Genomic DNA, 22,412 nt, shown 5'->3' with positions numbered 1-22,412 from the left:
TAAAAAATTTTGTCACTTATATTATTTTTTGATATAATATTTAAAGATAACCTCAAAGGAGGAAAAAATGAAAAAAACAATTACATTTATATTACTGCTTTTACTTATTTGTTCAGGCAACTCATATAATGTTTATGCTAAAGAAACACCTCCTTCTGTTTCAGCTGACAGCGCAGTCATATTGGATGCAGCAACCGGTGAAGTTTTATACGCTAAAAACCCTGATTCTGCTTATCCTCCAGCATCTACCACCAAAGTGATGACTGCACTTTTAACACTGGAAAATACAAATTTAGATGACAAAGTAGTAGTTGGAAAAAATCCCCCAGCTGTAGAGGGGACCAGGCTAGGTCTCTACCCCGGTGAAGAATTAACTGTAAGAGATCTGTTATATGGATTATTGCTGGCCTCTGATAACGATTGTGCAGAAGCATTGGCAGAACATATCAGCGGCTCACTGGATAAATTTGCAGTAAAAATGAATTCCAGAGCAAAAGAACTGGGAGCAAAAAATACAAATTTTATCAATCCAACTGGTTTATTTAATGAAAACCATAAAACTTCTGCAAAAGATCTATCTCTTATAATGAGAGAACTGTGTAAAAACCCTGAGTATTCAAAGATTGCCACTACCTTGTCTTACACAATTGCGCCTACTAATAAATCTACGCAGCCAAGGACTGTATGGAATGAGAATAAGCTTATACAAAAGCAGTCAATGTATTACTATAGCGGATGTGAAGGTGGCAAGACGGGTTATACCATTCAATCTCTTCACTCATATGTAGCAGCAGCCACCAGAAATGGTGAAACACTTATTGTAGCTTTGGTTCATGACAAAAATAAAACTTTTTTCCCGGATTCAATATCTTTATTTAACTTCGGATTTAACAACTTTCAATTGGTAAAACTTTATTCAAAGGGAGATGTAGTTACAACTTACAATAAAAATAAGCTTTCCGTTCCTTTAATTGCAGGTTCCAACTTCTATTATGTAAAGGAAAAAGATGATAAATCCACTCCCGATTTAAAGTTGAAAAATGAAAATCTATCCTTTAAGCTTTTTAAAGCTGGAGATGTAGTAAATAAGGCCACCATATACTTCAAAGGGAAGAATATAGGAAAATTAAACCTCTTAAGCGGAATTAGCCACGATGGAAAACAAATATTGAATTCAGATGTCATTGAGAACATGATACTAAAAAACAAATATATAATTCCAGCTGTAATAGCATTTTTAACTGCCATAGCTGTTTTTACCATAAAAAAATATATATTCTAAACAAGAATATTTTTCAAAGACATAAATACAGAAATAAGGTAAAGTTTTAGATATTTTAAATATCTAAAACTTCACCTTATATTTCTTATTAGCTCAATAATATCCTGAGGAATATCAGATTCCAGCTCCATTATTTTATTTCCTCTGGGATGGGGAAATTTAAGTCTATAAGCATGAAGTGCCTGTCTTTTTATATACTGGTTATCATCCTCTAATCCGTATAGAGTATCTCCATACAGCGGGTGCCCCAGGTGACTTAGGTGAACCCTGATTTGATGAGTCCTTCCGGTTTCCAGCGTAAGCCTTAACAATTGATCATTCTTAAAATCATCTATCACCCTGTAATGGGTTATACTTCTCTGTCCTCTTTCATCTACAACCCTTTTTATTCCAGCTTCCCCATCCCTATATATGGGTAAATCTATTATTCCCTCCTGAGCATCCATTTTTCCATGAATAACAGCTATATAACTTTTTTGAAAATCTTCACTTTTCATATCCCTTGCCAGACACATATGGGCAAATTGATTTTTTCCTACTATTATAAGACCCGAGGTATCCATATCCAGCCTGCTCACCAATCTAACTATGCAATTTTCCCCCTTCTCCCGAAAATAGTAAAGAAGACCATTGGCTAAAGTTCCATTGGGATAACTTCTGGTAGGATGAACTACTATACCAGGTTTTTTATTTACAACTATTATATCCTTATCTTCATATACCACTTGTATATCCATTTTTTCAGGTTCTATATTTTGAGATTCTTCTTTTATAAGATTTAAAGATATACTTTCTCCTTCTTTTACTATATGATTTAACTTCACCCTCTTATGATCTATTTCCAGTCTTCCGCTTAAAGCTGCCCCTTTTATAAGTCTGCTGGAAAGTCTTTGAACCTTTTTTAAATATGCCCTTAACTTTAATCCTTCTTCTTCATGTGTTACTTTAAATATTATTTTATTTTCTTCCATCTAATGTTCCTTTCCCCAGACACCTGTATTAATACTTCTGCAAGACAAAAATCAATTTTAACAGCTAAAGAGTGAACTTTTAAAAGTTCACTCTTTAGCTGTGTTTTATTTAGTCTACTATTGCTATTACTTCTACTTCCACCAATGCATCTTTTGGAAGCTTCACTTCTACACAGGATCTTGCCGGCATATCTTTCTGAAAATATTTTGCATAAACTTCGTTAACAGCTGCAAAATCTGACATATTCTTTACATATACAGTGGTCTTAACAACTTTATCAAAAGATGTACCTGCTTCTTCAAGTAATGCCTTTATATTTTCAAGTGATCTGGCTGCTGCTTTTTTAACATCACCTGAAACCAATTCTCCAGTTGCCGGATCCAGTGGGATTTGTCCTGACGTGAATAAAAGGTTTCCAGCTCTGACAGCCTGTGAATACGGTCCCACAGCCCCTGGTGCTTTTTTTGTACTTATTATATTTTTTTCCACAATAAAGACCTCCTAAAATCTAATAGATGATACTCCTTAGTAGTATACAACAACACTATTATACCAAATTTTTACCCTTTATGCTGAATATTTTTATAAAAAAATATATTAATGAATTTATTCCTGCATACTTCTGTAAATTAAATAATTTCTGCCTTGAATTGTATTTACATGAAGTAATTGATTTCTCATTATTACAACCTTTATGGTATTGTTAAAGGCATCCAGCATAGCACCATCTAAATCCGTAAAAGCCTTTTTTCTAAGATCTTCTACCCCTGGAAAGTCTCTTAGAGGCTCTATATAATCTGAAATATATATTATTTTCTCTAAACTGCTCATATTTCTCTTTCCCGTAGTGTGGTATCTTACGGCATTCAATATTTCTTCATCATAAATCCCCATAATATTTTTTGCTATTACAGCAGCAATACTACCGTGCAAAAGTTGAGGATTTACTTTGGATACTTCATCTATACAGATATGATTTTCTTCTGCTATAGACAATATTTCTTCATTTGACATATATTTGGCACAATCGTGAACAAGTCCTGCTGTCCTGGCCTTTTTAACATCATCATTATAAATCTCCGCCAGCTTTACAGCTGTATCCCTTACACCTAAGCTATGCTCATATCTATTCTTTTTTAACTTTTCTTTCAAGTACTCTATAATCTGTTCCTCATTCCACATCATTTATCACTCCAAAATAAAAATTATAAATTTCACTTGTAAAGACCAAGCTGCTTAATAATATGTGAAACATTTCCCGGCAAAAGATAATCCACATTTTTTCCTTCACTTATACTGTTCCTTATAGTAGTAGATGAGATGTCCAAAAGTGGTGCATTTAAATATATAATTTTAGTAGAATACCTTTCTTCAATCTTTTTCTTTTGCTCTTTTATATTTTTTATTGTAAATGTAGGAAATCCCGGTCTGTTAAACACTATAAATTGGCACAACTTAAAGATATCTTCTACTTTATTCCAATTTTCAACATCCATTAAACAGTCCATCCCAGTGAGAAAATACCACTGAGTTTGTTTTTCCAACTTATTAAAATATTCTAGAGTATTATAGGTATAACTTAAATTGGGTCTATTTATTTCATAATCACTTACAGTAAATTTACTTTCTGATTTAATAGCATTCCGTACCATATCATATCTTAATAAAGCATCTGTTACATTCTCTTTTAATTTATGAGGTGGATTACCTGTTGGCATAAACACTATACTATCCAGCTTCAAATCATACAGTGCTCCATAAGCTATGTGTATATGTCCAATGTGTATTGGATCAAAAGTTCCTCCAAAAATAGCTTTTTTAATCATCTGTTTCTCCCCATTTATTTATAAATTACATAACATAGTCAAATTCAAAATCATTCAACCTGACTACATCTCCATCTTTAATTCCACTATCCATTAATTCCTTAATAACTCCCTTATTTTTCAACACCTTGTAAAAATATCTCAATTCATCAGGATCATTTACATTTACACTGCCTAGCAGCCTGTCAACAAAACTTCCTTCAACTATATAAACATTTTCCTCTTTTCTTATACTATATGTAAATTTCTTTTCCTCCGGTATAAATCTATCTTCTTCATTTATTTCAATATCTGTCACAGGTATTGAAGCCAACATCTTTGCAGCTTCCTGCATAAGTTCCTTTATCCCTTTTTTCGTAGCTGCAGATATTTTAAAAACTTTGTGGTATCCTAATTTACCCACTTCATTTTTAAAATTCTCAAATAATTTGTCATCATACAGCATATCTGATTTATTTGCAGCAATTATCTGAGGCCTATCCCAAAGCTTTACATCATACTTCTTCAGCTCTTCATTTATTTTAACAAAATCCTCAAAAGGATTTCTTCCCTCTATACCTGATATATCCACCACATGTATCAAAATCCTGGTTCTTTCAATATGTCTCAAAAATTCTGTTCCAAGGCCTATGCCTTCTGCTGCTCCCTCAATTATACCCGGTATATCTGCCATTACAAAGCTCTGCATTCCCGGCACATTAACCACTCCCAGATTAGGCGATAACGTTGTAAAATGATAATTTGCGATTTTGGGTGTTGCTTTGGTAACCACCGACAAGAGAGTGGACTTGCCTACATTTGGAAAACCCACAAGACCCACATCTGCCAATATCTTTAATTCAAGACTTATATATCTCTCTTCTCCCGGCATTCCAGGCTCAGCAAAATCCGGTGCCTGCCTTACAGAAGTGGTAAACCTCACATTTCCTCTTCCACCCCTGCCACCTTTTGCTATTAAACATCTATCACCCTGATGAGACAAGTCCGCCATTATCTTGTTGCTGCTTACATCTCTTATAACTGTACCAAGAGGTACCTTTATATAGAGATCTTCTCCATTTTTCCCAAAACATCTGGATCCGGAACCATTTCCGCCTTTTTCAGAGGCATATTTCTTTTTATATGCAAAATCCAGCAGTGTGGTCATATTATTGTCTACTTCAAGTATAACATCTCCGCCTTTTCCGCCATCTCCGCCATCCGGTCCTCCCAGTGGTACATATTTTTCTCTTCTAAATGAAACAGCTCCATCACCGCCATCTCCTGATCTTACAAATATCTTGGCAGTATCTACAAACATCTCAAATCACTTCCCTTCCATTGTATGTATATATCTTTACCCATGGCCAGCATTTCTAAACCTGTCAATTTTATAATATGACAGCTCAAGAACTGCTGTAACTCCAAATAAATTCTTCGTTATAAAAACATAAAAGCTTTAAAAAGGCACCCTTTCGTCAGGGTGCCTTAATAACACTATTCAGCTACTAACTCTTCTACCTCTAAAGGGTATACACTTGCTTTCTTTTTAGCCTTTCCCATTCTCTCATACCTAACCACACCATCAATTTTTGAAAATAAAGTATCATCAGATCCTCTGCCAACATTATTTCCCGGATGGATTTTAGTTCCTCTTTGTCTTACCAATATGTTTCCAGCTAAAACGAATTGTCCATCTGCAGATTTAACTCCAAGTCTCTTGGATTCACTATCTCTACCGTTTCTTGAGCTACCTACTCCTTTTTTATGAGCAAACAACTGAAGGTTCATAATCAACATACAACTACACCTCCTCAATTTTTACATTTATATATTTACTATAGTTAATTTCCATACTCCTCAAAGCAAATAACATAGTTTCCACAAGTACCTGACATTTTAAAATATCTTTCTCTTTCATATCTTCCAATGAAAAATTCAAAAATCCATCTCTTATAGAATAATCGAGATTCAATTTCAATACTTCCGTTATCCCGATTACAGTACTTTGAGATACAGCTGAAACTGCACTGCAAACTAAATCATATCCTTGTTTTGACCACTCCGCATGACCCTGGAGTGAAACTGAAACTAAATTACAGCCTTTCTTTTTAAATACTGCTCTAATCATAATTATGCATTAATTTTTTCAATTTGCAATTTTGTATAAGGCTGTCTGTGTCCCTGTTTTCTTCTATAATCCTTCTTGGCTTTATACTTAAATACTATAATCTTCTTAGATTTTCCCTGGGCCAGAACCTTTGCATCTACTTTAGCTCCTTCAACCACAGGTTTCCCAATAACCAACCCTGTGTCATCCTTGCTTACCATAAGTACTTTATCAAGTTCAACTGTTGAATCCACTTCAGCCTCCAGTCTCTCAACGTAGATAACGTCTCCCTCTGAAACCTTATACTGTTTTCCTCCAGTTGCTACAACTGCATACATCCAAAACACCTCCTCAATCCAGTCTCGCCTAAAAGGTATATGTAAAATATTTTCCACATAATTTATAAAACCTTTTTTGAGCGGTCTACAGGTGTCATTTTAGCACATATATTTTCCTTTGTAAAGTTTTTTCAATTGACTTTAAACATTTTAAGATCCTGAAGCTGACTGTCAAATACAAGAGGTTCCAGCTTATATGATAATTTTTCATCATAGGTAATATAAACTGCCATATTTTCAGCTCCTATTTTTTTTACAAATTCCTTCACATCTTTATCCACATCTTTTTTATAACACAGACCCATCTGAATATGAATATTTTTTATATTTTCCTCCCTGTTTATATTTAAAATCTCATCTCCAATAAGCAGTTCCATGTAGGACAGCTTTATTTTTTTGCCTGTTCCGCTGCAATATGTACAATTTTCTTCTATATAATCATATATGGGTTTTCCCTTTCTCTTTCTGGCTATCTGCACCAGATTCAGCTGTGTAAAATCATATATTACAGTTTTATTCTTGTCATTTAAAAAACCACATTTTAATCTGCTTAACACCTTTTCTCTATTCTCTTCTTCATCCATATCTATAAAATCTATCAAAATTATACCGTTTAAATTTCTAAGTATTATTTGTCTTGCAATTTCTTCTGCAGCCTGTAAATTAGTAGCAAGCACTGTCTTATCCATAGTGTTGTTTTTTACATTTTTACCTGAATTCACATCTATTACAAACATGGCTTCAGTTCTGTCTATAATTATGTATCCGCCACAATTCAATTCCACTCTGCTATTTCGCAGTCTCAATATTTTCTTTTCCAAATCATAGTATGAAAACAGATTTACCTTCTCCCTATGCAAAACCAGTTCCACATCCACATTACTTACGCACTTTAAAAACTCCTCTATGTATACATAGTCTTTTTTATTATTTACATATATTTTAAAATTATCATGATTCAGCTTGTCTCTAAGAGTTTCCCCCAGTATTCCTCCGCTTTCAAATATCAATGCCGGCTTTAATGAATACTGTGCTCTCTTTTTTATATCCATATAACATTCATATAATTTACTCATCTCATTAGCTATTATACCTGAATCCACATTTTGGGCATCGGTTCTCACCATCAGTCCCACACCTTCAGGTACTTTTATATTATCAGCTGTATGCCTTTTGAAACTAATGTCATTTATTTTCTTTGAAAATTGTATATTCCTGATAAAATCATCCAGAACACAGTATTTTCCCGGTATGCTTATATTTTTTACAACTTTGGCTCCTTTTTTTCCATAGCTTTCCTTAACCACTTGAACCAGAACTTTTTCTCCTTTTTTTAGATTAAGATTTCTAAACTTGTTGTCCATATACATATAGGCATTTTTACTACATCCTATATCTATAAAAGCACATTTTATAGCAGGAACTATATTTCTCACTACACCGCTGTATATCTCCCCAGGATAGGCACTTCCATTTTGTTCTTCCATAAGACATTCTTTTAGAACTTCTCCCTCTTTTATAGCAATTCGTAACAGCCCTGTATTTCTTTCAACAAATATTTCTTTCAAGAATAAATCTCCTTTCCCTGAAAATTATTTTCTGTCATATATAATTTACATATTCATTAAGTGGAATTAACTTGCCTTTTATTTTTCCATACATTTCTTTCCTCATTATATCAACAAAATCTTCTTTATCTGCATTTTCAGTTTTATCCTGGATGAAGTGAACTAAAAGCCGAGGAGATAGGTTTTCTACACTTCCACTGGAAATCAGGATATTTAAAACCAGTTTATCATCATGTACAGTATATTCCATATTTTTTACCAGCCTTTTTATATCCACTTCACACTCTCCTCTTTTAGTCTTTTTTAAATCATACCAGTGATCCATTTTCATCAGGTCATTCATGTTTTCTTTTAATTTGCCAGTATCATTATACTTCATGCTTATTAAATATTCAGCTGCACTTATTTCTGCCATGGATTTAAATACTTTTCTGTTTTCGGCATTTCTTACCTTGTTCACCTTTAATACCCTTATTCCCTCTGGTGCACTGACATTTAATTTATCCATTATTTCTTCTTCCGAAACCTTTTGTTCCAAATACAAATCCATATATTCCCCGCAGGAATAAACTCCTACTGAAAGAGGCTGTGCTATAGACATGTTTATATGTGGGTTAAATCCTTTAGAATACTCTGCAGGGATTTTTGATCTTTTTATCATTCTCTGTACAGCCCTCATTAAATCCAAATGTCCTATGAATTTTATATTCTCTCCCTTACTGAACTTTATTAAATACTGCTCCCTCAAAGCATTTACCCCCTAAATTAATATTAACGCCGCAATTTTTACATCCCAATCTGCAGTCCGGAGTTACTTGAATATTTTTAGCTTTTTCATTTTCCTCTATTAAAAAGCTTTTATTGACTCCCGTATCTATAAAGTCCCAGGGAAGCAGTTCATCATAACTTCTATTCCTAAAGGCATAAAAATCCCCGTCCACACCGCATTCTCTAAAGGCATTTTCCCATATTCCAAAATTAAAATATTCTGACCAGCTGTCAAATTTAGCTCCTTTTTCATAAGCCTTAATTAATACATCACAGACTTTTCTATCACCTCTTGCAAATACAGCCTCCAAATAACTGAGCGGGGTATCGTGCCAATTGTACACTATATTCCTGCTCTTTATGGATTCCCTTATTGTTTTGATTTCCTCTTTAACATCTTCCATTCTTATTTGAGCATTCCATTGGAAAGGTGTAAAGGGCTTAGGTACAAATATGGATGTACTTACATTTACCTTCAATCCCTTTTTTCTTATTTCCCTGGGTACCTTATAATACTCTTTTACCACCTTCTCGGATAAATCCGCTATTCCCCTTATATCATCCATAGTTTCATAGGGAAGTCCTATCATAAAATACAGCTTTATAGTAGACCATCCTGATTTAAAGGCACTGCTTACAGAATCCATTAAATCCTCCTCTGTAACACCTTTATTTATTACATCCCTCATTCTCTGGCTTCCTGCTTCTGGGGCAAAGGTAAGCCCGGTTTTTCTAACTTTTTGTATCTCATTTATAAGTTCCACAGAAAAAGAATCTATTCTGAGAGATGGAAGGGATACTCCCACCTTATCCCTCTCATATCTTTCTATAAAACCATATACTAAATTTTTCAAATCCGAATAGTCGCATATACTGAGAGAAGTGAGAGATACATCCGAATACCCTGTACTTTTTATAAGCTTATCTGCCTGTGTCAACAATTTAGATGTGCTTTTTTCTCTCACTGGCCTGTATATCATGCCGGCCTGACAAAACCTGCAGCCTCTTGTGCATCCTCTGAAGGTTTCCAAAAATATTCTGTCATGTACTATATCAGTGAATGGCACCACAAGTTTATCCGGATATGCCACCTCATTGAAATTTTTTATTATTCTCTTGGTAACCTTAACCGGTACATCTTCATAAGAAGGTTCAAACTTTTCTATAGTACCATCTTCATTATAGCTTACCTTATAAAGGGACGGCACATAAACCCCTTTTATATGACATACCTTTCTCAAAAATTCTCTTTTTCTCCCTTTATACATTTTATAAAGATCCATGATTTCATTTATCTGTTCTTCTGCTTCCCCTATAGTAAACAAATCCGCTATATCCCAAAGAGGTTCAGGATTATAGGCACAGGGCCCTCCACATATAACTATGGGATCATCTTCTCTTCTTTCAGATGCTCTAATAGACAATCCCGCTAAATTCAGCATATTCAAGATATTAGTGTAACTCATCTCGTATTGAAGAGTAAAACCTATAAAGTCAAAATCTGTTATAGGATCCCTGCTTTCCAACCCATAAAGTGCTATACTATTTTTTCTCATAAGTTCTTCCATGTCGGGCCAGGGTGCAAAAACTCTTTCACAATAAGTATCTTTTCTTTCATTTAATATGTAGTATAGTATCTTCATACCAAGATGAGACATACCTACTTCGTAAACATCGGGAAAACAAAATGCAATTCGAATATCTATTTTATGTTTATCTTTTATATAAGAATTCATTTCTCCTCCAATATAACGTGCAGGCTTTTCCACCTTAAATAATATATTGTCAGAAATTCTATTCATTAAAAATCCTCCTCTTAGATATCATCCCTATATTTTAGCATAACCATAAATAATTTGAAACACATAGGTTCATTTATTTAAATAACAGCTTGCACTAAATAAAGTACAGCAATAATCTTATTTTAAAGATCATTGCTGTACCCTATCTGTTTATATTCATAAATTTCTCTATGGTTATATTCCCATACAGCTTTAATGCATCTATTATCTCCTCTTCATAAAGTATATCCATTACCTTCATTTCCTCATCCAGCACCGTAAATATATTGTATTTGCTCTTATCAAACAATCCCATAGCTGTAAGTAAATCCTGTTTATAATATATTGATAAATTCCTGTTTTCAATATAGCCCCTTTTTATAAACTTGCATTTCTTTTTTATAATATCTCCCATGATTATATACGATACCCTTTCATTTTCTTTTAAAGATGACATTACTACAAGTATTCCTATTATTCCAATATTAAAGCTGCTATTTCCATTGAGAAATAAAAACATGTAAAAAAACATAAGTATTATTCCTATAAATATACTTACAATCATCATTATCCTATTAGCTTTTTTGTAAGTGATTTTTAAATTTAAAATGCTTCTCAGTATTCTTCCTCCATCCAGTGGAAATGCCGGAATCAAATTAAACATACCTATGACTAAATTTACGGAAAAGAGCATATACCAGAGATTCCAGTCAAAACTTCTATATATATAATAAAAAAATATACTGAAAATCAAATTGGCAGCCGGACCGGAAGCTGAAATTACCAAATCTTCTTTTGGAAATGCCTCGTCTATATCCTTAAGCTTTATAGTAGCTCCAACTGCTATAAACTCTATATCAAACCCAGAGAACTTATAATGCCTGGCCACCAGGTAGTGAACCACTTCATGAAAAAAGACCACTATAAACGTACAAATAAGCTGTCCTTTATAACCTATGGCAATTAAAAATATTACATAGGGAATAAAATATTTACTCATCCTAATCACAAAAATACCTCTTGGAATTTAATTTTTCTCATCTACTCTAAGTTGTTCAATTACACTTTTAGCCCTGTCTCCAATATATTTTATATTTATATTTTTTATCTGAGTTTTTAATTTACTATAATCATAATTTTCACTTACAACTTTTTTGGAATAATTATATACATTTTTACTTTCAGTGGTTGAAACCAATTTACAAACTGCAATAAATGCAAATAAAATTAAAGCTCCAGTCAAATCTCTTATAATTCTTCTGCTTAAATAATTTGCCTTTTCAGCATGAGAATTATTTCTATCATACAATTTATTATAATAAGGTGAATGATTTACTTTTCCCTTTAGGGAATTATAATATTTTTCATACTCTGAATCATAATGCCCCACCTTAATGAAACCTCCTTTTTTATAATATACATATTTAATATATATTTAAAAATCTCCTCATTTATGACTGCGTCCATTTTATCCGCCTATGAATTCCTCTGTAATTTTAATAAAACAAGGGACTTAATACTAAAATTAAAACATTTCAGCATTAAGTCCCTTGTTTAACCAATTAACCTTCACTGTACTCCCTCAAGGCCTTTGCAAATATTTCTGCAGATCCCAGATTAGTAGCCAGCGGCACACAATGTACATCACAAATTCTGAGCAAGGCAGAAATATCCGGCTCATGAGGCTGAGCCGTCAGCGGATCCCTTAAAAATATAACCAAATCTATATCTCCCTGTGCCACTCTCGCCCCTATTTGCTGATCTCCTCCCATGGGACCTGAAAGAAACCTGTGTATCTTTATGCCGGTCATATCACTTATTAATTTTCCAGTAGTTCCTGTAGCAAATATCTCATGATTTTTAAATACATTCTTATATCTCTTTGCAAAATCCACAATATCATCTTTCTTTTTATCATGTGCTATAAAAGCAATCCTCATAATATCTATCCCCTTAAAAATTAATCTTCTTTCTTCTCATACCTATATTCAAAATCAAGGATAATTCTATAAAAGCTGAAAGCATGGAACTTCCCCCATAACTCATAAAAGGCAATGTAATACCCGTTATAGGCAGCAGACCCACAGTCATACCTATATTTTGAAAAATAGAAAATAACATGGTGGATATTATACCAACACATACCATGGTTCCAAAAATATCTTTAGCCTCTTTAGCTATTTTTATAGCCCTGTACACTATAACTATATAAAATATTATCAATGTCAAACACCCTATGAGTCCCCATTCTTCCCCTACCACCGCAAATATGAAGTCAGTATGGGATTCTGGAATATAACCTCCTGAAATCTGGGTACCCTTTAAAAACCCTTTCCCCAAAATTCCTCCTGAGCCAATTCCTATCTTTGACTGGGTGACCTGCAGTGAATAAGATGCCTCATATTGTTCAGGATTGAACAAAGATACAATTCTCATCTTTTGATAATATTCTATAAGTGATGACTTCCAGGCAATTGTTCCCAGAGCTGTAAGTCCCAGAAATCCTCCCAATATGACTTTAAAATTTAATCCTGATATAAAATATATTCCAAGAACAGCAAAAAAACATACCATAGTCATTCCCATATCAGGCTGCTTCACAATTAAAGCCATGGGAATAAGAGCATATACCGTAAGTTTAACAATATTCCTCACATTGTTAATATTTCCTTCCATATCATCCAGCTGCTTTGCCAGCATTAAAATAATTCCCACCTTGGCAAATTCAGAAGGCTGCATGGAAATACCACCTATTTTAATCCATGAGGAAGCTCCATTTACCGTGTACTGAAAATACGGAATACAATTAAGTACAAGTAAAAATACGCCAAACCAATAGACTATGGGAGCATAATCTTTTATAATGGAATAATCTATTAAAAGTATCAAATACATCAAAACAAGCCCTATGACCATCCAAATAAGCTGTGCTTTCAAATAATAGGAACCATAGCTCATATGAGATGCACTGTAAATATTCAAACTGCCAAATAAACATACAATTATAACAGTAACAATTATGGGAAAATCAAGTTCTTTTAAAAGCTTCCTGCTTATAGTAAATTTTTTAAGCATTATATATATCCCTCCAATATAACTATAATGATTATACCACAGAGGAATAAAAAAACTATGTATAAATTATCAATAGTCATCTATTGTTTTTAACTTTTTTTATAGGTATGCTGGCCACAAGAGCAGCTGAGTTTCCCTTTATTTCCTCTGGTGTTGTCATCTTCACATCTATTTCGGAGCAGTCTATCTCCATGTACTTTGAGAGTACTCTGAGTATATCTTCTTTTATATTTTCAAGCAACTCCTCAGACATATCGCATCTATCATGTATTAGTATTAATCTTAACCTTTCCTTAGCTACATCTTTGGAAGACGCTCTGGAGAATATCTTGAACAAGTCCATTCTCTTACCCCCTTATTTAATACCAAATAATTTTTTTATTGATGAAAAAAATCCTTCTTGCCCGGCACTTAAATCCATTATAGGTATTTTCTCTCCTGTAATTCTCCTGGATATATTTCTAAAAGCTTGTCCTGCCATAGCTTTATCATTTAGCACTATTGGTTCTCCCCTGTTAGTGGAAATTGTTATATTCCTGTCATCCGGCACTACACCTATAAGTTTTATAGCCAGACTATCCAATATATCATTTACATCCAGCATATCTCCATTTTTAGTCATCCTATAGTTTAATCTATTTATTACAAGCTGATGATTTTCCAGTCCGGCAGCATCAAGCTTCCCTATGACCCTATCAGAATCCCTTACGGAAGTCACCTCTGGATTCACCACGATTAGCGCTCTGTCTGCTCCTACTATGGCGTTTTCAAAACCATGTTCAATTCCAGCAGGGCAATCTATTATTACATAATCATATTCCTTTTTTAATTCATAGATTAGATCCATCATCTGCTGGGGGCTTACATCCTCTTTATCCCTGGTCTGTGCTGTAGGCAAAAGATATAAGCTGTCAAGTCTCTTGTCTTTTATTAGAGCCTGCTTTAACTTGCATTTATTTTCAACTACATCCAGTAGAGTAAATACTATTCTATTTTCAAGACCCATGAGTACATCTAAATTTCTAAGGCCTGTATCTCCATCTACTACAACCACACTTTTGCCTAAAGCAGCTAATCCAGTACCTATATTAGCTGTAGTAGTAGTTTTTCCTACTCCGCCCTTACCTGATGTTACCACAATTGCTTCTCCCATTACACTGCCTCCTTTAAATACTCGATTGCACAAATACTTTCTTTATATAAACAATACAGCCTTTTGTAAACAACTAAATAATAAAAACCACCTATAAGATATTATACTAAACATAGTAAAAATAATCCATAATATTATTAAACTTTACATATTGTAAAAAAATAAGCACTTATTTACCATAAACAGTACTTATCAGCAATCATATGGGATTCTCAGATTGTCCATCTCTGCTTATCTCATATGCGTCAATAATCAGGAAAGCCACAGTGTTGGCTGTGTAATACAAAAAATCATCAGTTCAAAAATAATAAACAATATTTTTCACTAATGATTAAAATTCAACTTTGAAATGATTTAAATTGAAGACTCCAATATTTCTAGACATATTTATTTAGGAGATATGGCTCCACTATTATTATATTCCCTTTTATCCTGGCTATCTCTGGATATTCAGGTTTGATATTGTCCTCAGGTGATCTGGTAACTATATCTGCAATTTGTAGCATTTCCGGCTGAAGGCAAATTGACGCAACTATGGCTTTGGAGTTGCCCCCAAATCCAGCATGGGCATATCCTCTAAGTGATCCGAAAACTATTATGTTACCGCCTGCATATATTTCAGAACCGGCATTTACATCCCCAATTACAACTATATTTCCCGAATAATTTATAATTTGTCCACTTCTTACTGTCTTTCTTAAAAATTTTGTTCTTCCTTCATAGATTCCAGAAAATACTTTGTTGGGTTTTTCATTGCTGTCCTCAAATATACAATCTTTTACTAAAAATTTTTCAAACAATATATCTTTAAGTTTGGCAAACTGTCTTTCATTTATGTATTTTAATTCAGTAGTTATTCTAATGGTACATCCCTTGTAAAACATCTTGCCAGCTGAAAGCCTTTTAACTAAAATCTCCAGCATTTCCTCAAAGTCCTTGAACTTATTCATATTTATAATTAAGTTTATTCCATCTCTATTACCTTTAATTATTATGTTATTATCTATCATATTCGCCTCCATAAGTCACCTCCTAATAATATTTCAACATTTTTCGTATAAATCCTTCTTGAATTTCATCTTTATTTCTAAAATAAAATGTTTATGCTGAATTATTATTGACATAAAATTTGCGAATAGAATATTCTATCCGCAAATTGCATTCATTACTTATTTTGTCCAGCAGTATTGGCAGTACCGCTATTTAATCCAAAATATGCTGTATAAATATCCTTGGCTACAGGTGCTGCACCGATTCCTCCCTGACCTCCATCAAACAAGACCACGCATACGGCTATCTGAGGTTTATCAAGGGGAGCAAATCCAACATACTCCGCATAGTCAGTCCTTCCCACCTGTTCCTGATTGCCCAGGCTTTGGGCAGTACCTGTTTTACCTGCGGTACTTATTGGAAATCCTCTGAATACAGCTGCCGCCGTACCTTTTTCATTAACGGCACCCATTCCCTCTTTAACGGCTTCTATATTTTCAGGTTTAACCCCGGTTTTTTCTATAACCTCGGGATTAACTTTCTCAATAAGCTTTCCATCTGCATCCAGATATTTATCTACCAAATGTAATTTATATCTGGTTCCGCCATTGGCAATAGTGGAAACATAATTCACTATCTGCAGAGGCGTAAATTGATTCAATCCCTGGCCTATGGCAGCATTTTCTATGTTTGCAGGCACCTTCAGCTGGGCATTGGCATCTGAAATAGTTATGCTGTATATTACATTGATTAAGTTATCCATCTGGCTGTCACTGATGTCTTTTTTATTATTTGGATCCTCTTTTGCAAGTTCCGAAAACAATTCCCTGTATTTTGCCTTGTCAAAAGCACTGCTTCCATCTTTTATGGAATTTTTTATCAATGTTTTGATATTATTTTTAGTCTCCTTAACTTGACTTGAATCATTATTATTATCATATAAATCTATGGCAACCACCTTGTGCCCGTAATCATCCTGTCCACTTTTAAGTACGGACATGGTTTTCCAAAGATAGGTACTTGCATAGGTATTTTTATTGGATACAGTATTATATACTTGTCCAAACTTCTCCGGTATCTCTATCCCCGTAGCGGGCTTCACACTGCTGTTGGGAGCTATGCCAAGGCCGAACTTCCATGCATATTTGGCCAGAATATCATCTCCGAAGGCGTTCCTGAGCTTTTCCGCCACCGTCATGAAATAGGGGTTACTGGACTTCTCTATGGCAGTTATAAGATTCACAACTCCATTTGGACCATCCAGCTCAAAATTTAAGGTTTTTCCTCCTTGATCAAAGGTTCCATTATCATACAAAGAGAAACCAGGAGTTATAACTCCAGTTTCAAGTCCTGCAATGGCTGTCATTGGCTTGAAAGTAGAACCAGGAGGTATCAGTGATTGAGTTGCATAATTATAAAAAGGTTTTGGATATATGTCGTATACATCCTGTCTTATTGTAGTATTGTTTTTTATACTTTTGTCAATGGGGAAAAGAGTATTCAATACATCATCTTCACTTTCCCCCGGGTAATTAGCCGTAATTCCCCGGGACTCAATATAATTTTTCCCAAATTGCCCCAAATCCGGGCTGAAATATTCATTATACATTTCAGATGAAAGCCTTCCAGGCACGGCAAACAAATTTGGATCATACCGTGGTACCTGGGCAAGAGCCACTATTGCTCCGGTATTTACATTGACTACAATTGCAGTGCCTCTTGTAGCATTTGAAGTATTGGATCCTCTCTGATACGGGTTGGCTCTAAGACCTGCAAGCGCATTATCAAGAGAAGTTTCCGCTGCCTTTTGCACATCCTTGTCTATTGTAAGCTGTACTGTCTGTCCGGGATAAGGATCTCTTTGGCCAAGATTCTCAGTTATTCTTCCATTTTTATTAAGTTTTACTATTTTACCACCCTTTGAGCCCTTAAGCCTATCTTCAAGAGCACCTTCAATTCCCGCCTGGCCTACATAGTCACTGCTTACATCATACCCCTTTTCCGTATACTTTTCATAATCAGAGGATATCTTTGATATATATCCTATAAAATTAGATCCCAGATCTCCATTGGGATAGGATCTTATAGGCTGTGTGGTCACATCTATTCCCGGAAGTTCATTTAACATCTGCAAAAATTTAAAAGCAGTTTCCTTTTTTATATTACTGGCTACTGTTACAGGTTTATATCCTGAAAAGCTCTGCATCTTCAAGGTATCCTTCACAATCATAAATCTTCTCTGCTGTTCCAGTGAATAGGCACTGCTGATATTATACTGCTTTACAAGCTTTTTAAAAGTATCCTCTGCCGATATTGTCAAAAGCTTCTTATTTACCAGACTTTTCAGTTCATCATCGGATATATTTTTGTTCCTGCTTTTAATATCCTTTTCTATTTCATCGTTTAAACCTCTGTCCCTTTTAAATTTAATTTCAAGTGCCTTTCTGGTAGCTTCATCATCGCTTCTGAATTCAAATCTAAAGGGATTTATCTTAAGCTCAAAATCATCCTGCTGACTTTCACCGCTTTCATCAAGGATTTTGAATACCTTGCTCATGGTAGTGAAAAAAACTTTATCACTTTCATCTGTCTTGTTATATACCAGCATATATCCTTGGGTACTTGTAGCCAAAATACTGCCCTTGCTGTCCAAGATTTTCCCCCTTGGAGCTATATCCGGAATTTCTCTTATGGACTTATTGTTTGACTGTTCCTTATAATCCTGGCCTTTTACCACCTGGAGAAAGAGAAGCCTTCCAGCGATAGTAGCAAATATAGTCACCATAACTATTATGAGCGCAGTGTATCTTGTAATATTATGATACCTTTTTTCCCTCACAAGGTGCCACCTCCACTTTTATAAATTTCCCATACCCTTAAAATTTCCACTCCACCCGCATATAATCTTTCTTACAGAAACTATAAACGGGTTTATATATAAAAATGCACAAAATCATGTCATAAATACCGGGGAAAAATACATTTGCCATATTTATATATACCCCGCTTAAATAGAGAATGCACCACATTAAAATTCCCCTAAATAAAATCAGCAGAAAACAAGAAACAACGGGAATAATCCTCTTTTCCTTAAATATACTGTTTCCTATAACTCCTGCCATAATACATACTATCATATTGGCAAAAGAATTTATTCCAAATCCCTGTGAGAAGTATATATCCTGAAGTATTCCTGCAAATATTCCCAGCCATAGCCCCTCCCATTTTCCATTTACAATAGAGTAACAAATTATAAAAATCAGCAGTAAACTTGGATAAAATGTTTTTACAGCAAAAAAAGGCATCAATACATTATCCAAAATAAATAACAAAATTGACAGGAGAATCAGTACTAATATTTTTTTCATTTTACCTCACCCTAGTATTTAATATCTACTTTATTTTGAGGAACCACTATGAGCAATTCCTGAATTTTATCAAAATTCACATAAGGTTTTATTGTGGCATTTTTCATTACCTTTCCCTTATCGTCTTCTACACTTATGACAGATCCGATTCTTATTCCCTGGGGATATGAATTGTCGATTCCTGAAGTTAAAATCACATCGCCCTTTTTAACAGTGGATTCCTGAGGAAGATAATAAAGCTTAGCTAAAAATTTACTGTCGCTGCCTTTATAGCCTTTTACAATACCGCTGTTTATTACTCCACTTGTATCCGTTGAACCCTCCACAGTACCTCCTACTGCCAGATTCTCATTGGTCAGGCATTGAACTATGGACCAATTGTTTTCCACATGAATAACCTGACCTACAAGACCTCCCGCAGTAACAGCCACCATCTGCTTTGCTATGCCGTCTGCACTTCCTCTGTTTATTGCAAATTCATCTAAAATTCCATCACTGCTTTTTCCAATTATATCACAGCCTATGTAATTATACTCCGCCCTTTGTTTTTTAAAATCAAGTTCTTTTCTAAGCTGTGAATTGTCATTTTTTAAAGTATTATATTCTACCAGCTTATTCTTCAGTAAGCTGTTCTCCTTTTTCAATTCTTCATTTTCACTTTTTACTGTAGAAAAATTTATCATAAAACTCAGGAAATCCTTAAGCCTGCCATTGAACCTGTACAGACCTCCCTGAACCGAATTAAAAGTAACACCTATGCCATTTCTTAAAACTGATCCGCTGCCGTCCTTGATGCTAAAAGGAATTAAAATTAAAAATATAATTGAAAGTATTATTATTGTCACTATCAACTTGTTTTTTAAGAATCTCATAATCCGCCGCTATTTTCTGCTAGCTACTATCTTGTCAATAGTGTCTAGAGCTTTTCCTGCACCTAAGGCAACACAATCAAGGGGTGCTTCAGCTATATGAACAGGCATATGTGTTTCCTGATTTATCAATAGATCCAATCCTTTTAGCATAGCTCCTCCACCTGCCAGCATAATTCCTTTGTCCATTATGTCTGATGCAAGTTCTGGTGGTGTTTTTTCAAGTGTAGTCTTTATAGCTTCAATTATGGAAATTATAGGTTCTTTTAAAGCTTCCCTAACTTCACTTTCAGTTATATTTATGACTTTAGGTAATCCTGAAATCAGATCTCTTCCTCTTATTTCCATTGATTTGTCTTCATCCATATCAAAAGCTGAACCCAATTCAATTTTTACATTTTCTGACGTTCTCTCTCCTATCATCAGATTATATTCCTTTTTAATATAGCTTACTATGGCTTGATCTAATTCATCTCCGGCAATTCTCAAGGACTTGCTTGTTACAATTCCTCCCAATGATATTATTGCAACCTCAGTAGTTCCTCCGCCTATATCTACAATCATACTTCCTGTGGGCTCATTTACAGGAAGCCCGGCTCCAATTGCAGCTGCCATAGGTTCTTCCATAAGAAGTACGTCTCTAGCCCCTGCATGTTTTGTGGCCTCTTCTATGGCTCTTTTTTCCACCTCAGTAACTCCTGATGGAAAACATACAAATATTCTAGGACTTGTAAATGCTGATTTAGGGCTTACCTTTTCTATAAATTTTCTAAGCATGGTATGCGTTACATCAAAATCAGCAATAACCCCATCTTTAAGCGGTCTTATAGCTACTATATTCCCCGGCGTCCTTCCTATCATATCTTTAGCTTCATTTCCTATTGCCATTACTTTTTTAACATCACTGTTTATAGCCACCACGGAAGGTTCCCTAAGCACTATTCCCTTCCCTTTAACATATATCAATGTATTAGCTGTCCCCAGGTCAATTCCCATATCTCTTGACATTCCAAAAAATCCCATTTATATTTCTCCTTTCAATCACCTAAAATTCCTTTTTCTTTCAAACTAACATATATTCCACTGCCTATTATCAAATGGTCAATTAATTGTATTCCTAAAAGTTCACCGCATCTTTTCAATCTGCAAGTTACATTTATATCTTCACTGCTGGGTGACGGATCCCCCGACGGATGGTTGTGACACACTATTATGGAAGCGCTATTCTTTTTTATGGCATAAAAGAACACCTCTCTCGGATGAACTATGGAAGAATTTAAACCTCCAATAAATACATTTTTAATTCCTACAACTACATTTTTTGTATTCAACATGATCACCTTGAGATATTCCTGTTTTAATTCTTTCATTTCTTCCATCACCAGCATTGCTGCATCTTCAGGGCTGCATATTTTACAATCACTGCCATCCTTATAAGATCTAAATCTCTTTGACAATTCTGCCACAGCCATTACTTTTGCAGCCTTTGCCTTTCCAATACCTGAAATATCCATGAAATCCTCCAATGTAGAATTGAGAATTCCATTCAGACCTCCCTTGTGCTTTATAATTCTGCTGCTCAAGGATATTATATTTTCATTTTTACTGCCAGTTCCAAGTATTATAGCCAAAAGTTCCGAATTAGACAGTGCTTCTGATCCATATCTGAATAATCTTTCTCTGGGTCTTTCATTTTCTGGTAAATCCATAATTTTCAACATTTTGTTCATTTAAAAACTCCCTGTTACAAATTTACCCCCATCTTACCTAACATATTATACAACTTATTTAAAGGTAATCCTACCACATTATAATAGCATCCATGAATTTCTTCTGCAAAAACCCCTCCACGGCCTTGTATACCATAAGCTCCTGCTTTATCTTTATATTCTCCAGTTTTTAAATATTCTTCTATCCGTCTATCATCTATTTCAGAAAACTTTACAGTAGTGCATGCAAAATCACTATTAATTCTATCCGAAATTCTATCTATAACCGATATACCTGAATAGACCTGATGCTCATTTCCACTTAAAGACTTCAACATATAAAAAGCTTCTTCCTTATTATTGGGTTTTCCTATTATTTTTCCATTAAAGAACACTACCGTATCACATCCTATTACAATGGAATTTTCATCTGGAAGCTTACTGCATACATTTTTTGCTTTGCCCTCAGCTAGTTTCATAACATAGGATGCACAATCTTTATGAAATACAACAGAATTTTCATCAAAATCACTTACTATTACCTGAAAGTTTTCCACCAATCTTTTCAAAAGCTCTTTCCTCCTACTGGAGGCTGAAGCCAATACAATTTTCAAGTCATCACTT

At 34.4% G+C, this 22,412-nt stretch carries 25 protein-coding genes; 1 reads left to right on the top strand and 24 read right to left on the bottom strand.

What is annotated here, in order from left to right:
• Positions 1-67: 67 nt before the first annotated feature.
• The gene (locus tag ACYUJ6_RS04245) at positions 68-1,282 is read left to right on the top strand and encodes a serine hydrolase (RefSeq protein ID WP_461844612.1); all 1,215 of its coding nucleotides are present in this window, start codon (positions 68-70) and stop codon (positions 1,280-1,282) included.
• A gap of 71 nt (positions 1,283-1,353) precedes the next feature.
• Here the strand turns inward: ACYUJ6_RS04245 and ACYUJ6_RS04240 are convergent, their stop codons facing one another.
• The 24 genes from ACYUJ6_RS04240 to ACYUJ6_RS04125 all read right to left on the bottom strand — a co-directional run bounded on the left by ACYUJ6_RS04240 (position 1,354) and on the right by ACYUJ6_RS04125 (position 22,402).
• Complete coding sequence (locus tag ACYUJ6_RS04240) at positions 1,354-2,253, bottom strand: RluA family pseudouridine synthase (RefSeq protein WP_461844611.1); 900 nt, start codon at positions 2,251-2,253, stop codon at positions 1,354-1,356.
• Between the two features lie 109 nt (positions 2,254-2,362).
• Positions 2,363-2,743, bottom strand: coding sequence for a RidA family protein (locus tag ACYUJ6_RS04235; RefSeq protein ID WP_461844610.1), 381 nt, complete (start codon positions 2,741-2,743; stop codon positions 2,363-2,365).
• 117 nt (positions 2,744-2,860) lie between these two features.
• A complete protein-coding gene (gene yqeK / locus ACYUJ6_RS04230; RefSeq protein WP_461844609.1) occupies positions 2,861-3,436 on the bottom strand; it encodes a bis(5'-nucleosyl)-tetraphosphatase (symmetrical) YqeK in 576 nt (191 codons plus the stop codon).
• A gap of 32 nt (positions 3,437-3,468) precedes the next feature.
• On the bottom strand, positions 3,469-4,080 hold the full coding sequence (gene nadD / locus ACYUJ6_RS04225; protein ID WP_461844608.1) for a nicotinate-nucleotide adenylyltransferase: 612 nt from the start codon (positions 4,078-4,080) through the stop codon (positions 3,469-3,471).
• 25 nt (positions 4,081-4,105) lie between these two features.
• Positions 4,106-5,380: a GTPase ObgE gene (gene obgE / locus ACYUJ6_RS04220; protein WP_461844607.1), complete on the bottom strand. Its 1,275-nt coding sequence runs from the start codon at positions 5,378-5,380 to the stop codon at positions 4,106-4,108.
• Positions 5,381-5,556: 176 nt separating this feature from the next.
• Positions 5,557-5,859: a 50S ribosomal protein L27 gene (rpmA, locus tag ACYUJ6_RS04215; protein WP_461844606.1), complete on the bottom strand. Its 303-nt coding sequence runs from the start codon at positions 5,857-5,859 to the stop codon at positions 5,557-5,559.
• Positions 5,860-5,863: 4 nt separating this feature from the next.
• Positions 5,864-6,190 (bottom strand): ribosomal-processing cysteine protease Prp, encoded by a 327-nt coding sequence (locus tag ACYUJ6_RS04210; RefSeq protein ID WP_461844605.1) that lies wholly within the window; start codon positions 6,188-6,190, stop codon positions 5,864-5,866.
• 2 nt (positions 6,191-6,192) lie between these two features.
• A complete protein-coding gene (rplU, locus tag ACYUJ6_RS04205) occupies positions 6,193-6,507 on the bottom strand; it encodes a 50S ribosomal protein L21 (RefSeq protein ID WP_461844604.1) in 315 nt (104 codons plus the stop codon).
• A 131-nt stretch (positions 6,508-6,638) separates the two neighbouring features.
• Positions 6,639-8,075: an Rne/Rng family ribonuclease gene (locus ACYUJ6_RS04200; RefSeq protein WP_461844603.1), complete on the bottom strand. Its 1,437-nt coding sequence runs from the start codon at positions 8,073-8,075 to the stop codon at positions 6,639-6,641.
• Between the two features lie 34 nt (positions 8,076-8,109).
• Entirely contained in the window at positions 8,110-8,823 is a 714-nt protein-coding gene (locus ACYUJ6_RS04195) for a TIGR03936 family radical SAM-associated protein (RefSeq protein WP_461844602.1), read from the bottom strand.
• On the bottom strand, positions 8,792-10,645 hold the full coding sequence (locus ACYUJ6_RS04190; RefSeq protein ID WP_461844600.1) for a TIGR03960 family B12-binding radical SAM protein: 1,854 nt from the start codon (positions 10,643-10,645) through the stop codon (positions 8,792-8,794). Before ACYUJ6_RS04190 ends, ACYUJ6_RS04195 begins: the two co-directional genes overlap by 32 nt.
• Positions 10,646-10,787: 142 nt before the next feature.
• Positions 10,788-11,633 carry a M50 family metallopeptidase gene (locus ACYUJ6_RS04185; protein ID WP_461844599.1) on the bottom strand — a complete coding sequence of 282 codons (846 nt, stop codon included), beginning with the start codon at positions 11,631-11,633 and terminating at the stop codon, positions 10,788-10,790.
• 18 nt (positions 11,634-11,651) lie between these two features.
• Positions 11,652-12,014 carry an endopeptidase gene (locus ACYUJ6_RS04180; protein WP_461844598.1) on the bottom strand — a complete coding sequence of 121 codons (363 nt, stop codon included), beginning with the start codon at positions 12,012-12,014 and terminating at the stop codon, positions 11,652-11,654.
• Between the two features lie 172 nt (positions 12,015-12,186).
• Positions 12,187-12,564 (bottom strand): methylglyoxal synthase, encoded by a 378-nt coding sequence (gene mgsA / locus ACYUJ6_RS04175; RefSeq protein WP_461844597.1) that lies wholly within the window; start codon positions 12,562-12,564, stop codon positions 12,187-12,189.
• Positions 12,565-12,577: 13 nt separating this feature from the next.
• Positions 12,578-13,699, bottom strand: coding sequence for a rod shape-determining protein RodA (rodA, locus tag ACYUJ6_RS04170; RefSeq protein ID WP_461844596.1), 1,122 nt, complete (start codon positions 13,697-13,699; stop codon positions 12,578-12,580).
• Between the two features lie 76 nt (positions 13,700-13,775).
• Positions 13,776-14,042 (bottom strand): cell division topological specificity factor MinE, encoded by a 267-nt coding sequence (gene minE, locus ACYUJ6_RS04165; RefSeq protein WP_461844595.1) that lies wholly within the window; start codon positions 14,040-14,042, stop codon positions 13,776-13,778.
• Positions 14,043-14,054: 12 nt separating this feature from the next.
• Positions 14,055-14,852: a septum site-determining protein MinD gene (minD, locus tag ACYUJ6_RS04160; RefSeq protein WP_461844594.1), complete on the bottom strand. Its 798-nt coding sequence runs from the start codon at positions 14,850-14,852 to the stop codon at positions 14,055-14,057.
• Between the two features lie 377 nt (positions 14,853-15,229).
• Positions 15,230-15,862, bottom strand: coding sequence for a septum site-determining protein MinC (gene minC / locus ACYUJ6_RS04155; protein WP_461845436.1), 633 nt, complete (start codon positions 15,860-15,862; stop codon positions 15,230-15,232).
• 155 nt (positions 15,863-16,017) lie between these two features.
• Positions 16,018-18,627, bottom strand: a complete 2,610-nt coding sequence (locus tag ACYUJ6_RS04150) for a penicillin-binding transpeptidase domain-containing protein (protein WP_461845435.1) — start codon at positions 18,625-18,627, stop codon at positions 16,018-16,020.
• Positions 18,628-18,718: 91 nt separating this feature from the next.
• Complete coding sequence (gene mreD, locus ACYUJ6_RS04145; RefSeq protein WP_461844593.1) at positions 18,719-19,210, bottom strand: rod shape-determining protein MreD; 492 nt, start codon at positions 19,208-19,210, stop codon at positions 18,719-18,721.
• An 11-nt stretch (positions 19,211-19,221) separates the two neighbouring features.
• Complete coding sequence (gene mreC, locus ACYUJ6_RS04140) at positions 19,222-20,082, bottom strand: rod shape-determining protein MreC (protein WP_461844592.1); 861 nt, start codon at positions 20,080-20,082, stop codon at positions 19,222-19,224.
• Between the two features lie 9 nt (positions 20,083-20,091).
• Positions 20,092-21,102, bottom strand: a complete 1,011-nt coding sequence (locus tag ACYUJ6_RS04135) for a rod shape-determining protein (RefSeq protein WP_461844591.1) — start codon at positions 21,100-21,102, stop codon at positions 20,092-20,094.
• 14 nt (positions 21,103-21,116) lie between these two features.
• Positions 21,117-21,809, bottom strand: a complete 693-nt coding sequence (gene radC, locus ACYUJ6_RS04130) for a RadC family protein (protein ID WP_461844590.1) — start codon at positions 21,807-21,809, stop codon at positions 21,117-21,119.
• A 14-nt stretch (positions 21,810-21,823) separates the two neighbouring features.
• On the bottom strand, positions 21,824-22,402 hold the full coding sequence (locus tag ACYUJ6_RS04125) for a Maf-like protein (protein WP_461844589.1): 579 nt from the start codon (positions 22,400-22,402) through the stop codon (positions 21,824-21,826).
• Positions 22,403-22,412 lie beyond the last annotated feature (10 nt).

The organism is Clostridium sp. JNZ X4-2, from assembly GCF_054889485.1.
This window is presented reverse-complemented; position numbering and strand designations above follow the sequence as displayed.